The following is a 13,483-nucleotide window of genomic DNA, read 5'->3' as shown; positions in this document are numbered from 1 at the left end:
CAGGCTATCGTGGGTCAGTCGGCTCTGGGTTGCTTTCATTGCAGAAACACCCTACAGGAGCCGACGTCCCTTGTCAGCGAAAAGCTAGCTGTGATACCGCCCTACACGGTGTTTTTTACGTTTTGACCCCTACAGAGGTCGCTCGCACAAAGTCACACCCTCAGAAATATTGAAGTCTATCAAGGGCGAGGGATTACGGTGGAGAATCCGGTATTTCTATGATACTGGACCGCCTCCCGTTGGGTTTCACTCAGGCGGCATCGTTGCTTTTGAACACCATTTGCGGGTGATGCTGGAGGGATACATTGTCTCATGGCCGGAACTGATTTCTTTTGCGGCTGGCCTCGACGATCTGCACGATATTGGCCTGATTGGTGAGCTTCTCCCGTTGGTCGCCCTTGATTCCTTCGTCAGCACCCGCCAGCTTCTTAGCATCACATCAGCTCAAGAGAGGATTTACCCGCCTGGCTCACAACTCGATATCGAATTCCACAGGCGGCAGCGGTTCTTTGCGCACCTTGCTGGCGTCGGGTGCGGGCACGGGCGCCGTCGACTTGACCTCCAGCGGGGGCGCGGGTTTGGGCATGGCGGCGCGCAGAATGGCGTCCACCTCGATGGAGCTGAGCAGGCCCTTGTGTTGCAGGGTGCTGAGAATGCCGAGGGCTATCCTGCGGATGAATTCGGCGTCTTGGGTGGGGGAAGTCATTGCTTCATAGGGTATCCCAGTTCGGTGACTTCAGGCTGAGCGCCGCCGGAGCCGCTCACCGATGAGTTCCAGCAGGGCCGCCGCCAGCTTGTCGGGGTCGTGGTGGGCCTGGCCCGCCAGCAGCATCGGGCGGCGCCTGAGCAGCAGCTTGAAGGCCGGGTGCGAGCTGTGCGGGTTTATCAGCGCCGCGCCGGTCAGGCGGTAGCGCGTCTGCACGGCGTCGGGCACCGCCTCGCTGTTGACCAGCACCACGTCGGGCACCCGGCCCAGGTGGCGGTCGATCATCCGGATATGGTCGTCGAGGCTCAGGTGGTCAGTCTCGCCCGGCTCGGTCATGATGCTGGCGACGTACACCAGCGGCGCCGCCGAGGCCCGAATGGCGGCCTGAATGCCCGGAACGAGCAGCGCGGGGATGATCGAGGTGAACAGGCTGCCCGGTCCCAGCACGATCAGTTCGGCGGCTTCTATGGCGCCTTGCACCGCGCCCAGGGTGGGCAGGTCGGGCGGGTCGAGCCGCACCTCCTCGATGCCGATGGCCCCGGCGCTGAGCGTTCCGGGCTCGATCACGGCAGACAGGCGACTCTCGCCGCGCACCTCCTGACCGTTTTTGAGCCGGGCGATCAGCGTAGCGGGCTGGGTGGTCGCCGGATACACCGCGCCGCGCATGTTCAGCACCTCGTGGATGTCCTGCATGGCGCCGCCCAGCCCGCCCTGCTCCTCGGAGAGCGTGGCCAGCAGCAGGTTGCCGAAGGTGTGGCCCTCCAGCCCGTCGCCGCGCGAAAAACGGTGCAGCAGCAGCCTGGAGAGCACCGGGCTGTCGGAGAGCGCGGCGTAGCAGTCGGTCAGGTCGCCGGGGGCGATCATGTCCAGCGACTCGCGCAGGCGCCCGCTGCTGCCGCCGTCGTCGGCCACCGTGACGATGGCCGTCAGGTTCGACGAGTACGCCTTGAGCCCCGACAGCACGTTGGAGAGCCCGGTGCCGCCGCCCACCGACAGCACCCGTGGGCCGCGTGCCAGGGTGGTGCGCGAGTAGATCACGTTGACCGCCTGGCGCGGGTCCGTGCCCACCGAGCGCAGCACCGAGCGGTTGAGCATGGTCATGGCGGTGAGTGCCCCGGCCAGCGCCAGCCCCATCACCACCGTGCCCACCACCCACAGCGGCAGCACTTCGGGCTTGGTAAAGCTGTTGAGCCACAAAATCCAACGCGTGGCGACAAAGTGCAGCGGCCCGGTCCAGGTGAAGTGCAGGAATCCCACGGCGCCGATGAAGGTGCAGGCCCCGAACAGCGCGAACCAGCGCTTGACGCCCATGCCGGGGGTCATCCAGCGCCGGGCGCGGCGGGCACGTTCCACCGAGTTCGGGTTCACAGGGAGCCTGGCTTGCCTGGTGGCACGCGGGAAGTGGGGTGTGGGGTGTGGGGCGCGGCTGCGCCGCTGGTAGGAAGTGGGGAGTGGGGAAGGATCAAGGGCGCGAGTACTCTCCGGCAAGGCAACTTGCTGGATGGCGAAGCCAAAGCCGTTTCCCCTCTGTTCCCACTCCCCACTTCCCACTCCCCACTTCCCAAATCCGTTCCCCGCGCCCCACGCCTCACTCGCTGCCGCCCCCCGGCATATCGCGGTGGTCGATGATCCGGGCACCCAGATCGGCCAGGTCGTGCTCCAGCCGGGCCGCCACCGCCACGCTGCGGTGCTGGCCCCCGGTGCAGCCGATGGCGACGTTGTAGCTGTGGCGCCCGGCGTCCCGCGCCCGCGCTGCCAGCTCACGCAGAAAATCGCGGGTGTGACCGTAAAACGCCTCGCTTTCGGGACTTTGAAAAATGTAGGCGACCACGCCCGCGTCCAGGCCGGTCAGCGGGCGCAGCGCCGGGTCGTAGTAGGGGTTGGGCAGGGTGCGCATGTCCAGCACGGTGTCCACGTCGCGGGGCGGGGCGTGTTTGAAGCCGAAGGTGAACAGCCGCAGATCGAAGTGACTCGAAATGTCCAGCCATTCCAGCAGCCTGCGGTTGAGCCCGGCGGCGCCCAGCGTGGTCGTGTCGATGACGGTATCGGCCAGCGCCCGCAGCGGGGCGAGCAGCGCACCCTCGCGCTGGAAATCGAGCATCAGGCTGGGGTCGCCCAGCGGGTGTTCGCGGCGGCTGAGGTTGTAGCGGCTCAAAAGCTGCTCGGCGGCGGCTTCCAGAAACAACACCCGCACGTCGCTGCGGCGCTGTTTGAGGCGGGTCAGGCTGGTGTCGAGCGCCGCCAGAAAATCGCGGGTCCGGGCGTCGGTGGTCACCGCCACCTTGTCGATGTGGCGGGCACTCGCCAGGTCGCCCAGGGCGCTCCACAGTTCGGGCGGCAGGTTGTCGGTGGTGAAGTATCCGGCGTCTTCCAGGGTTCGCAGCGCCGTGCTCTTGCCGCTGCCCGACAGCCCGGAGATCACGATGAAGGTCATGGGGACAGTGTAGAGGCTTGTGGCGTGTGGCTTGTGGCGTGTGGGGGAAGTGGGAGGTGGGGAGTGGGCGCGTGGGAAGTGGGAACAGAGGGGAGACGGCTTTGGCTTCGCCGTGCGGCCAAATGCCCGGCCAGTGGTTGTCCTTGCCCTTGGTCCTTTCCCACGTCCTACCAGCGGCGCAGCCGCGCCCCACTTCCCACCGCCGCGCACCGCGCACCGCGCCCCACTGCCCACCTACCCGTGCCCGCTACTCCCCAGATTCAGCACCACCACGCCGAGCACGATCAATGCGATGCCTGCCAGCGCCACGGGAGAGAAAGCGTCACGGAAGTAGAACCAGCCGATCAGGGCGGTCAGGGCCGTGCCGATGCCCGACCAGATGGCGTAGGTCAGGCCCAGCGGCAGCGAGTTCAGGGCCTTGCTCATCAGGTAAAAGGCGCCGCCGTAGCCGAGTGCCACCACCAGGCTGGGCAGCAGTCTGGAAAAGCCCGCACTGGCCCGCAGCGCACTGGTGCCGATGACTTCGAGAAGAATGGCGAAACCGAGCAATACGAAAGGATTCATGCGGGAACCTCGCTGGAAATCAGGGCGTCAAGCTGCGCCCGGAGCGACTGGGCCTGCGGTTCACTGATCGGCGCGCCCAGCAGCGCGGCCAGCCAGGCGCCGTCGGCGGCCAGCACCAGCGTCAGAGCCTGTGCGGGGTCGAGTCCGGCGCAGGCCCGGACGCGCCAGTAGAGCAGCCGGGTCTGGAGGTCGGCCAGCGCGGACGGCTCGAAGGCGAAGGCGGCCAGCACGCCCAGCGGCACCCGGAAGCTGAGGGCCTCCAGGCTCAGCTCCAGGTAGGCCCGCAGATACGCCCCCGGCGCCGGACTTCCCGCGCAACGGGCTTCCAGCGCGGCCTCGAAGCTGCCCAGCTCCCAGCTCAGCAGCCCGCTCAGCAGCGCCTCCTTGCTGGCGAAGTGATACAGCAGCCCGCCTTTGCTGACCCCGGCTTCCAGCGCCACCGCGTCGAGGGTGAGTCGCGCCGCCCCTTCTCTGGAGGCCACCCGCACCGCCGCTTCGAGTAATGCCGTCCTGTTTGAAGTCCTGACCATGCCCCAAGTCTACATCAAAGCTATACCGTCTGGACGGTTAAGTTAAGAAGCACGCCTGCCAGTCCCCATATGTGCCTTCCCACTTTGCCTTTCGCCGCCCGGCGTGGCACCGTAGAAGCATGTTGACCGACGAACTTCTGAAGCTCCCCGGCTCGTATCAGGGGCCGACCCGCGTGCTGGAGGCCCCCTACGGCGTGATCGGCGTGGGCGGCGGCGCCCTGGCCGCAGCGCTGATGGGCACCCTGCTGGGGGGCCGCCTGACCCGCAGCGGCACCCAGATCGTGCTGGAGAGCAGCGACGCCGCCCTGGCCGCCCGCGACTACGCCGGACTCAGCGAGGTCAGCGGCGCGGCGGTGGTGCGGGCCGGAATCCAGAAGCCCGGCGCCTCGCTGCAAGGCATCGATTTCCTGTCGCCTGCGGGCGTCACCGCGACGTACCACCTGGCCCAGTTCGCCGCCTACGCCACCGGTCACGCCGAGCAGGCCCAGGAAGCCGAGCGCCTGATCGGGCGCCTGGCCGCTCAGTGTGACCCCAGCATTGAAGACGACAACCCCGCCCGGATGCTGGCTTGGACGCTGTGGAGCCGCACGCCGTTGCTGCTGGCCGCGCCGGAAGACACGGCCTTGCTGCAAGTCTGGCAACACCTGCTGGCCCGCGTGGGCAAGGTGCTGAGCATCCCGGTCGATCTGGAGCCGCTGTACGTGCTGACCGGCATGTTCGAGGCCCACCACGAGACCGGCGACGCCAAGGTGGCCCTGATTCTGGGCGACGAGACCCCCGAACTCAGCGTCGCCCGCGAGATTCTGGAGACCCGCATCGACGAGGTGGTGGCCGTGCCGTTTCCCGAAGACGTGGGCGGCTACGCGGGCAGCCTGGCCCTGTGGTACTTCGGCGCCTGGGTATCCGCCTACCTCGCCGAGCGCCACAACGTCAGCGCCGAGGACACCCCCGCCATGCAGGGCGTGCTGAACGCGCTCTCGGAGGGTGAGGGAGCGGGGGAGAGTGGGTTGGAGGCGTAGGAAGGCGTTGCGCGGGAAGTGGGGGCGCGGCTGCGCCGCTGGTGGGACGTGGGGAGTGGGAAGGGACGTGGGGCATGAGCTGGCGCTCACTTCCCTCACCCCTTGCTTCGCAAGGCCATCTGCAAGCACTCGTCGTGAACGGACGCGCCTGGGCACGCCACTCCTCAGGTCTGCGACTCTCCCAGAGGTAGAGGGTCAGAGAATGCTCAGGCAGTCGCTGTTTCTGGCTGGAGTAGACCACTACTTTCCAGCGAGGTCAGTTATGTGCAGATATTTTGCACGGGCGCCCTACATCAGCGGCCACGATGTGGAGAACACGGTGAAAGATTGTGCGTCTGGGACGGATGGGAAGTACCATGCACAGCGCAGCGACAACTCCCTCGCCCCACCGTGGCGGGGGCGTCTTCTTGTTCAGAACGGCACCTATCAGGCCTTCTTGGCCAGAACGGACTGTCGTCGTGAACGGAGCGGGCAGGCGTCCCCAGGGGCGTCCGTTCTGCCCAAGAACGCGCCTGGGCACGCCACTCCTCCCCATGAGGACGCCTGCCCGCTGGGAGCTGGGGGAGCCGACGCATTTGCAAAAAGCTGAAGCCTGGCAACGCAATCCAACCGCCAAAAGCCCATCCAGCCGCCTCTTTTCCCACTCTCCACTTCCCACTTCCCAACTCAGCTATTGCCCGGAAACACCGCCACCCGTCCGACCATGTACGCGCAGCCCCACATGAACAGCGTCACCAGCGGCAGAAAGTAGAGCCCCTTGCGCCGCTCGATCAGCTTGCCCGCGATCAACAGCTCGATGAAAAATAAGCTGCCCAGCACGAACACGGTGTACATCGAGTGCTCAAGGTTGCGCTTGGGGTCGGGTGGAAAGCCGTATTTGGTGACCGCCTTGCCCGCCTCCACCACCGCGCTTGGCACCTTCAGGCCGTAGAGGGCCAGCAGCACACCGCTGACGCCGGTCAGGAGGAAGATGGCCCAGGTCAGGCGGGTAAACAGGGCAAAGCCGGTGTTGACGACGCCTTTGATGGCCGGGGCGATGCTCCAAATCATCAGGATGAAGCAGGCCAGCGTCAGCGGATTGGGAAATAATCTGGCCAGCGGCGTGTCGAATCCGAAGTCGTGAAACAGGCGCAGGAAGTCCATGCCCACAGCCTAGCGGCTGATGAACGGACCCGGAAGTGACGAATGCTAAAAACCTGCGCCCAGAGGCCAAAAACCTCAACACTAAACGCCAGGTGGCTTTTTAGTCCACAGCGTAATTTCCTTGACCGACTTCGGTTCAGGTGATAGACTGACGATCAGCCGGGAAACGTGTCCAGTTGCGAAGAATTCTTCTCGCGCCGCTTCGTCTGCTGCCTCCACCGAGCTACGCCCATAACAGAAATGCTATGTAAAGGAGCCCTATGATCCCACCGGAAACCAGCACCACCGAATTGCCTACCCCTGAGCTGCAAACGCCGGACACCCGGCAGTCGGCGGCCAGTGAATACGATGCCAGTCAGATCAGCGTCCTCAAGGGCCTGGAGGCCGTGCGTAAGCGCCCCGGTATGTATGTGCAGGGCGGCACCGGCATCGACGGCTACCACCAGCTCCTGACCGAGATCATCGACAACGCCATCGACGAGGGCACGGCGGGCTTTGCCGACGAGGTGCGCGTCACCATGCACGCCGACGGCGCGGCCACCGTCACCGACAACGGGCGCGGCATTCCCGTCGACATGATGCACTCGGAAGGGCGCCCGGCCATCGAAGTGATTTTCACCGAGCTGCACGCGGGCGGCAAGTTCGGCCAGGGCGCTTACAAGGTGTCGGGCGGCCTGCATGGCGTCGGCTCCAGCGTGGTCAACGCGCTGAGTACCTACCTCGACGTGACCGTCAACAAGGGCGGCAAGCTGCATCACATCCGCTTCGAGCGCGGCGACCTGAGCGTGCCGCTCAACGTGCTGGGCGCCACGCCGAGCGATGTGCGCTGGGCCACCAAGGTCACCTTCCACCCTGACCCAGAAGTGTTCAACGAGTTCGAGAACAACTTCAACTATGACCGTATCCGTGGCCGTCTGCGCGAGCTGGCCTACCTGACCGGCCTCAAGATCGTGCTGCGTGACGAGCGCACCCAGTTTCACGGCGACCAGATCAAAGAGGAAACCTTCTTCGAGCAGGGCGGCATCGCCAACTTCGCCCGCGCCCTGGTCACCGACGATACCAAGCTGCTCTACGATCAGCCGATCGTCATGCGCGGCAACCACAGCGGCGTGGCCGTCGAGGTGGCGTTCATTCACGCCAACACCTACTCCGCCGACAACATCCTGACCTACGCCAACATGATCCGCACCCGCGACGGTGGCACGCCGCTGACCGGCTTCAAAACCGCCTACACCCGCATTCTGAACAAGTACGCCAAAGACAAGAACATGATTAAAGCGGGCAACCCGATCCCCGGCGGTGACGATCTGCTCGAAGGCATCTACTGCGTGGTCAGCGTGCAACTGAGCGAGCCGCAGTTCGAGTCGCAGGCCAAGGTCAAGTTGCTCAACTCCGAGGCTCAGAGTGCGGTCAACGCCGTGGTGGGCGAGAAGTTCGCCGAGTTCCTGGAAGAGAATCCCAAGATCGGCAAGACCATCGTGGAGAAGGCCGCCGAGGCCGCCCGCGCCCGTGAGGCCGCCCGCAAGGCCCGCGACATCATCCGCCGCAGCAACCCGCTGGAAAACGACGACCTGCCCGGCAAGCTGGCCGACTGCTCCTCGCAAGACCCCGCCGAGAGCGAGCTGTTCATCGTGGAAGGCAACTCGGCAGGCGGCAGTGCCAAGGGTGGCCGTGAACGCCGCTTCCAGGCGATTTTACCCCTGCGCGGCAAGATCCTGAACGTCGAGAAGGCCGAGCTGAATAAAATTCTCAAGAACGCCGAGATTCGTGCCCTGATCGGGGCCATCGGCGCGGGCGTGGAAGGCACGGGCGACAACGTCCACTTCGACCTGTCGAACCTGCGCTACCACAAGATCATCATCATGACCGACGCGGACATGGACGGCGGGCACATCACCACGCTGCTGCTGACCTTCTTCTTTCGCTACATGCGCCCCATCGTCGAGCAGGGCCACCTGTACATCGCCCAGCCGCCGCTCTACCGCGTGATGGTGGGCCGCCAGACCAGCGGCAACAAGGGCGTGTACCTCTACGCCGAGGACGAACTCAAAAAGCACGTCGCCCTGGCCAACAAGGAAGGCAAGAAGTACGAGATCCAGCGCTTCAAGGGCCTGGGCGAGATGAACGCCGATCAGCTCTGGGACACCACCATGAACCCGGAGCTGCGCGTGCTCAAGCACGTCAGTATCGAGGACCTGATTATCGCCAACGAGGTCTTCGAGGCCCTGATGGGCACCGAGGTCGGCCCGCGCAAGGAGTTTATCCGCGAGAACGCCAGGTTCGCTGAAATCAGCATCTGAGCTGAATGGTCTGAGCTGAATGGTCTGAGCTGAACAGTCTGAGCTGAATGAAACAGACGAGCGCCGCGCCCTGCTACCGGGGTGCGGCGCCGCCCTGTCGGTCAGGTCGGACCTGACCCTAGCAGTGGCCCTCCACTTCTTCCCCTGGCTGCCGTACCCTAGGGCATGCCCGACTCCCTGCCCTTTACCGATATTTCCCGCGCCCTCTTTGCCGGGCATCCGACCTGGCCCGGCGACCCGCCCCTGAGCCTGACCCCGGCAGGCCGTATGGCGCAGGGCGATAGCGTCAACACCACCCTGATCGGCACCGGTACCCACACCGGCACGCATGTGGACGCGCCCTGGCACTACGGCGACGCCGCCCCGAGACTCGACGCCGTGCCGCTCTCTCGCTATATCGGTCCCTGCCTGGTGCTGAACGTGCCGCCCGGCACAGCTTTCGTGGAAGCGGACGTACTGGACGGCCTGCCTGACCCGCTGCCGCCCCGGCTGCTGCTCTCCACCGGCCAGCCGCCGCAGTGGACCGAGTTTCCGGCGCACTACACGGCGCTGAGCCCGGCCTTCGTGCGCGAGGCGGCCCGGCGCGGCGTTCAACTTATCGGCACCGATTGCCCCAGCGTGGACCCGGTAAACAGCACGGCGCTGGAGGCCCACCAGATGTTCCTGGAGACCGGGCTGCTGATCGTCGAGGGCCTGAACCTTTCCGGCGTGGCCAGCGGCCCCTACACCCTGGTGTGTCTGCCGCTGCCGCTCGTCGGGGTGGACGGTGCTCCGGCCCGCGCTATTTTGCTGAGTGCCGAGGAAGGGCTGTGACCGGCCCTGAGCTGAGGAAGATCAGCCTGGGCCGCCCCGGTCAGGCGAAGGCGGCTCCAGTAGAGCGTGCTGAGATGAGCCAATGGTCCAGACGCGAGCTGTTCGCCCTGCCGGGCGGTATCTACCTCGACGGCAACAGCCTGGGCCTGATGCCCCACTCGGCCCGCGAGGCCGTGCTGCGCCGCCTGGGCGAGTGGCAGACGCAGGGGGTTTCGGGCTGGGACGACTGGTTCAGCCTGGCCGAATCGCTCTCCCCGGCGATTTCGCGGCTCCTCGGCGCCTTTCCCCGCGAGGTGATCGTCACCGGGTCGATTACCGCCAACCTGCACGCCCTGCTCTCGACCATCTACCGGCCCAGCGGCGTGCGGCGTCACCTGCTGGCCACCGCGCTCGACTTTCCTACCGATCTGTATGCGCTGCAAAGCTGGGCGGCGCTGCACGACACCGAACTCCGACTGATTCCCAGCCGCGACGGCCAGACGATCCACGAGGGTGACCTTCTCTCCGCCCTGGGACCGGACATTGCGCTGGTGCTGCTGCCCACCGTGCTCTACCGCAGCGGTCAGCGCCTCGACATGGCCCGGCTGTCCGCCCTGGTCCACGAGGCCGGGGCGCTGGTCGGCTGGGACGCGGCCCACAGCATCGGTGCCATGCCCCACGAGCTGCACGAATCGGGCGCGGATTTCGCGGTGTGGTGCCACTACAAGTACGTGAACGGCGGTCCCGGCGCCCCCGGCGGGCTGTTTTTGCACGAGCGTCACCACGCCCTGATGCCCGCCCTGCGCGGCTGGTGGGGCAACGACAAGGCCAGCCAGTTCGAGATGACCGCCCGGTTTCGCCCGGCGTCCGGCGCGGCGGCTTACCAGCAGGGCACGCCGCCGATTCTCTCGCTGGCGGCGCTGGAAGGCTCCCTGGAGGTCTTCGAGGGGCTTGACCTGGCCGAGCTGCGTACCCGTAGCCTGAGTCTGACCGATACCCTGATCGCCCTGGCCGATGTCCAGTTGCCTGAACTGCGCGTGCTGACGCCCCGCGACCAGGCCCGGCGCGGCGGTCACGTCTCGCTGGCGCACCCCGAAGCCCGCGCCCTCTCGGCGGCGCTGCGAAGCCGCCAGATCATCGCCGACTTCCGTGCCCCCGACGTGCTGAGATTGGCCCCGGTGGCGCTGTACAACACCGAGGCCGAGCTGGAAGAGACGGTGCGGGTGCTGCGCGAGTTACTGGACAGCGGCGACTACAAAGAAGCTGCGCCGGGCGGACTGGTGACCTGAGCGTGGTGAACAGGAGAGATAGAATCTCAGGTGCTGGACTGGCTAGCAAGGTATCCGTCAACCCAATAGTGTCATCCTGAGTGAAACGAAGGATCTCGCTGTTCAACGATAAAATCCTTCACTGCGTTCATGATGACAAACTTTTGCTTGCCTAAACTGAATGTAAACTCACGCTCATATCCAGATAACAGGCCCTGTTGTCGCATTCAGAGCAGTACTCCGCATTACGCCACGGGGAAAACAGCCTCCCCGCACCTCCATTCTGCGTCCTGCTCAGTTAAAACTACTCGCTCCGCTCGGTCATAAAAAGACCTTTTTTATGACATCTGCTCTAGAACCCGAAGGCTTCGGCGATTCGCGGATCGGGCCGCTTGGGGCGCCCGCTGACTGGATCGACCCACACCCAGTCGGTGACGCATTCAGCCAGCCGGGCCTGGTCGGACACCCGCGTCAGGGTGTACTCGCGCCGCGCCCGAATGCCCTGGCTGGAGACCAGCTCGGTGCAGACCGCTACCTCGTCGCCCAGCACGGCGGGAACGTGGTAGACGATGTTGTGCTGCCGGGCCACCGCCACCGTGCCGAGCCCCAGCAGCCGCGCCAGGGTCATGCCCACCCGGTCGGAGTGGGCGCGGGCGGTCAGTTCGCACCAGCTCAGGTAGACGACGTTGTTGACGTGGCCCAAGTCGTCGATGTCTCCAGGCAGCACCTGCACGCGCAGGGTGTGGATTCGGGCGGCCAGCGGGGCGGCGGGGGCGCTCAACTTTCGCCTGCATTCGGGTCGGGTTGCGCCGCCTGTGCATCTTCTGGTTCAGAAGGCGACGCAAACAGCCCGTTTACCGCCTCGGCGCCGCGCAGATCGAACTCGGTGACGCCGCCCGCATCGTGGGTGTAGTAGTTGACCTTCACCTTTTTGTAATTGATGGTGATGTCGGGGTGGTGATCCTGCGCCTCGGCCAGCTCGGCGACGCGCACGGCGAAGGCCACACCTCGCATGTAGCTGCCGAACTCGAAGATGCGGAACAGCTTGCCGTCGTCGCCCCACCAGAGCGCGGGCTTGCGGTCCTGCACGTCGCCGTCGGTCAGGCGGATGCGGCTGGGAGTGTTGTGGGTCATGCCGAACAGGGTAGCGCAGCGCGTGGGTCGCAACCGGGCGGCATTACTTTTTGGTGAGTTCGATCTGCCCGCTGTTGTCGGTATCACGAGTCAGCGTGCCGCCCACGCAGGTCTTGCGCTCGACCGAGCCGCTGCCGAGCACCTGGTTGGCCGCCTTGTCATAGCCGTACTCGATGCGGGCTGACACGCTGTAACTCTCCGCGAAGCCGCCAGGGCAGGCGCTGCCGCTGCCGAAACTGCCGTTCAAATTGACGCTCACAGGCGAGGTGTTGTAGACGCTGCGGGTGCCGGTCAGGGTGTAGGTCTGACCGTTGCCTCCGCTCTTGACCACCGCCGTGATATCCCGGTTCTTCTCGACCAGCGTGATGTCCAGCAGCGCCGAGGCATTGCTGTTGCCCAGAATCCGGCCATCATAATTGCCGTTGACGTCGATCTCTTTCTGGCTGGGCAGCGAGCTGTACGAGCCCCAGCAACCGCTCAGGCCCAGCGTGAGAACGGGAAGAAGGAACAGCACGCCTCGTCTGGACCGGAGTGTTATCGACATAATGTCATTAAAGCATGATTATGTGAGAGTCGTCACTGTTGGCGGAGGCTTGTGGCGTGTGGCTGGTGGCCTGTGGGAAGGGCGAATGAAAGGTGCTGGCGCGGTATTGTACTCGTTATGTCTGCACCCTCCGTCGTGACCCGTATCGCGCCCAGCCCGACCGGTGATCCCCATGTCGGCACCGCCTACCAGGCCCTCTATAACGCCGTGTTCGCCCGCCAGAACGCCGGGAAGTTCATCGTCCGCATCGAGGACACCGACCGCGCCCGCTACAACGAGGCCAGCGAGGGCCGCCTATTCGACATGCTCGACTGGCTGGCCTCCGCCTGGCCCGGCATCAAGCCCGACGCCAGCCCGCGCAACGAGGACGAATTCGGCCCGTATACCCAGTCGCAGCGCGCCGGGCTGCACCGCCAGTACGCCGAGCAACTGCTGCAATCCGGCGCCGCCTACCGCGCCTTCGACACGCCCGAAGAGCTCAGCGAGCGCCGCTCGGCTGCCGAGGCCCGCAAGGACAGCTTTCTCGGCTATGACCGCCGCGACCGAACGCTGACCCGCGAGGAATCGGAGCGCCGGGCCGCTGCGGGCGAGGCGTTCGTGATCCGCCTGGCCGCGCCTACCGAGGGGCAGACCGTCGTGCGCGACCGGCTGCGCGGCGACGTGACCTTCAACAACGCCGAACTTGACGACAAGGTGCTGCTCAAGCGCGACGGCTTCCCGACCTATCACCTGGCCGCGATGGTGGACGACCACCTGATGAACGTCACCCACGTCATCCGCGCCGAGGAATGGCTGACCAGCACGCCGGTTCACGTGCTGATTCTGCGCGGTCTGGGCTGGACCGAGCCGGAGTGGATTCACACGCCCTGGCTGCTGTCCAAGGGCGGCAAGAAATACAGCAAACGGCGGGGCGACCCGTCGGTCGAGGACTTTCGCAAGATGGGCATACTGCCTGAAGCGCTGCTGAACTTCCTGGGTCTGATGGGCTGGTCGATGCCCGGCGCCGAGGATGGGGCCTCGCAGGAGATCTTCACGCCCGCCGAGATGGT

The 13,483-nt window shown here is 65.6% G+C and carries 14 protein-coding genes; 5 read left to right on the top strand and 9 right to left on the bottom strand.

Annotated elements, in window-relative coordinates:
• Window positions 1–469: 469 nt before the first annotated feature.
• From Q0R23_RS05205 to Q0R23_RS05185, 5 genes are all read right to left on the bottom strand, one after another.
• A complete protein-coding gene (locus Q0R23_RS05205; RefSeq protein ID WP_293911091.1) occupies window positions 470–706 on the bottom strand; it encodes a hypothetical protein in 237 nt (78 codons plus the stop codon).
• 30 nt (window positions 707–736) lie between these two features.
• Entirely contained in the window at window positions 737–2,074 is a 1,338-nt protein-coding gene (yvcK, locus tag Q0R23_RS05200; protein ID WP_366520389.1) for a uridine diphosphate-N-acetylglucosamine-binding protein YvcK, read from the bottom strand.
• Between the two features lie 220 nt (window positions 2,075–2,294).
• Window positions 2,295–3,140 (bottom strand): RNase adapter RapZ, encoded by an 846-nt coding sequence (rapZ, locus tag Q0R23_RS05195; RefSeq protein WP_293911089.1) that lies wholly within the window; start codon window positions 3,138–3,140, stop codon window positions 2,295–2,297.
• A gap of 234 nt (window positions 3,141–3,374) precedes the next feature.
• Window positions 3,375–3,704 (bottom strand): multidrug efflux SMR transporter, encoded by a 330-nt coding sequence (locus tag Q0R23_RS05190; RefSeq protein WP_293911086.1) that lies wholly within the window; start codon window positions 3,702–3,704, stop codon window positions 3,375–3,377.
• Window positions 3,701–4,234: a TetR/AcrR family transcriptional regulator gene (locus tag Q0R23_RS05185; RefSeq protein WP_293911084.1), complete on the bottom strand. Its 534-nt coding sequence runs from the start codon at window positions 4,232–4,234 to the stop codon at window positions 3,701–3,703. The genes Q0R23_RS05190 and Q0R23_RS05185 overlap by 4 nt, the downstream gene beginning before the upstream one ends.
• Before the next feature lie 119 nt (window positions 4,235–4,353).
• Here Q0R23_RS05185 and Q0R23_RS05180 point away from each other — a divergent pair, with 119 nt between their 5' ends.
• On the top strand, window positions 4,354–5,253 hold the full coding sequence (locus Q0R23_RS05180) for an SIS domain-containing protein (protein WP_293911082.1): 900 nt from the start codon (window positions 4,354–4,356) through the stop codon (window positions 5,251–5,253).
• 666 nt (window positions 5,254–5,919) lie between these two features.
• On the opposite strand, the gene Q0R23_RS05175 is transcribed toward Q0R23_RS05180, so the two are convergent.
• Window positions 5,920–6,396, bottom strand: a complete 477-nt coding sequence (locus Q0R23_RS05175) for a hypothetical protein (RefSeq protein ID WP_293911080.1) — start codon at window positions 6,394–6,396, stop codon at window positions 5,920–5,922.
• 260 nt (window positions 6,397–6,656) lie between these two features.
• Here Q0R23_RS05175 and Q0R23_RS05170 point away from each other — a divergent pair, with 260 nt between their 5' ends.
• The 3 genes from Q0R23_RS05170 (at window position 6,657) to kynU (ending at window position 10,777) form a co-directional block, all read left to right on the top strand.
• Window positions 6,657–8,696, top strand: a complete 2,040-nt coding sequence (locus Q0R23_RS05170) for a DNA topoisomerase subunit B (protein ID WP_293911078.1) — start codon at window positions 6,657–6,659, stop codon at window positions 8,694–8,696.
• 165 nt (window positions 8,697–8,861) lie between these two features.
• Window positions 8,862–9,509 (top strand): cyclase family protein, encoded by a 648-nt coding sequence (locus Q0R23_RS05165; protein WP_293911075.1) that lies wholly within the window; start codon window positions 8,862–8,864, stop codon window positions 9,507–9,509.
• Window positions 9,506–10,777 (top strand): kynureninase, encoded by a 1,272-nt coding sequence (gene kynU, locus Q0R23_RS05160; protein WP_293911072.1) that lies wholly within the window; start codon window positions 9,506–9,508, stop codon window positions 10,775–10,777. Before Q0R23_RS05165 ends, kynU begins: the two co-directional genes overlap by 4 nt.
• Before the next feature lie 331 nt (window positions 10,778–11,108).
• Here the strand turns inward: kynU and Q0R23_RS05155 are convergent, their stop codons facing one another.
• The 3 genes from Q0R23_RS05155 to Q0R23_RS05145 are packed head-to-tail and all read right to left on the bottom strand — an operon-like array spanning window position 11,109 to window position 12,434.
• Window positions 11,109–11,537, bottom strand: coding sequence for an acyl-CoA thioesterase (locus Q0R23_RS05155; RefSeq protein WP_293911069.1), 429 nt, complete (start codon window positions 11,535–11,537; stop codon window positions 11,109–11,111).
• Window positions 11,534–11,890: a 4a-hydroxytetrahydrobiopterin dehydratase gene (locus tag Q0R23_RS05150; protein ID WP_293911066.1), complete on the bottom strand. Its 357-nt coding sequence runs from the start codon at window positions 11,888–11,890 to the stop codon at window positions 11,534–11,536. The genes Q0R23_RS05155 and Q0R23_RS05150 overlap by 4 nt, the downstream gene beginning before the upstream one ends.
• Before the next feature lie 43 nt (window positions 11,891–11,933).
• Window positions 11,934–12,434: a hypothetical protein gene (locus tag Q0R23_RS05145; RefSeq protein ID WP_293911064.1), complete on the bottom strand. Its 501-nt coding sequence runs from the start codon at window positions 12,432–12,434 to the stop codon at window positions 11,934–11,936.
• 117 nt (window positions 12,435–12,551) lie between these two features.
• Between Q0R23_RS05145 and gltX the strand changes: the two genes are divergently transcribed.
• Window positions 12,552–13,483, top strand: a 932-nt coding sequence (gltX, locus tag Q0R23_RS05140) for a glutamate--tRNA ligase (RefSeq protein ID WP_293911062.1), incomplete at its 3' end; no start/stop codon positions are given.

The sequence above is a fragment of the Deinococcus sp. genome (genome assembly GCF_025362455.1).
In the GTDB taxonomy this organism is placed as follows: domain Bacteria; phylum Deinococcota; class Deinococci; order Deinococcales; family Deinococcaceae; genus Deinococcus.
Note: the sequence above shows the minus strand (reverse complement) of the source record. Positions and strands in the feature narration are given on the sequence as shown.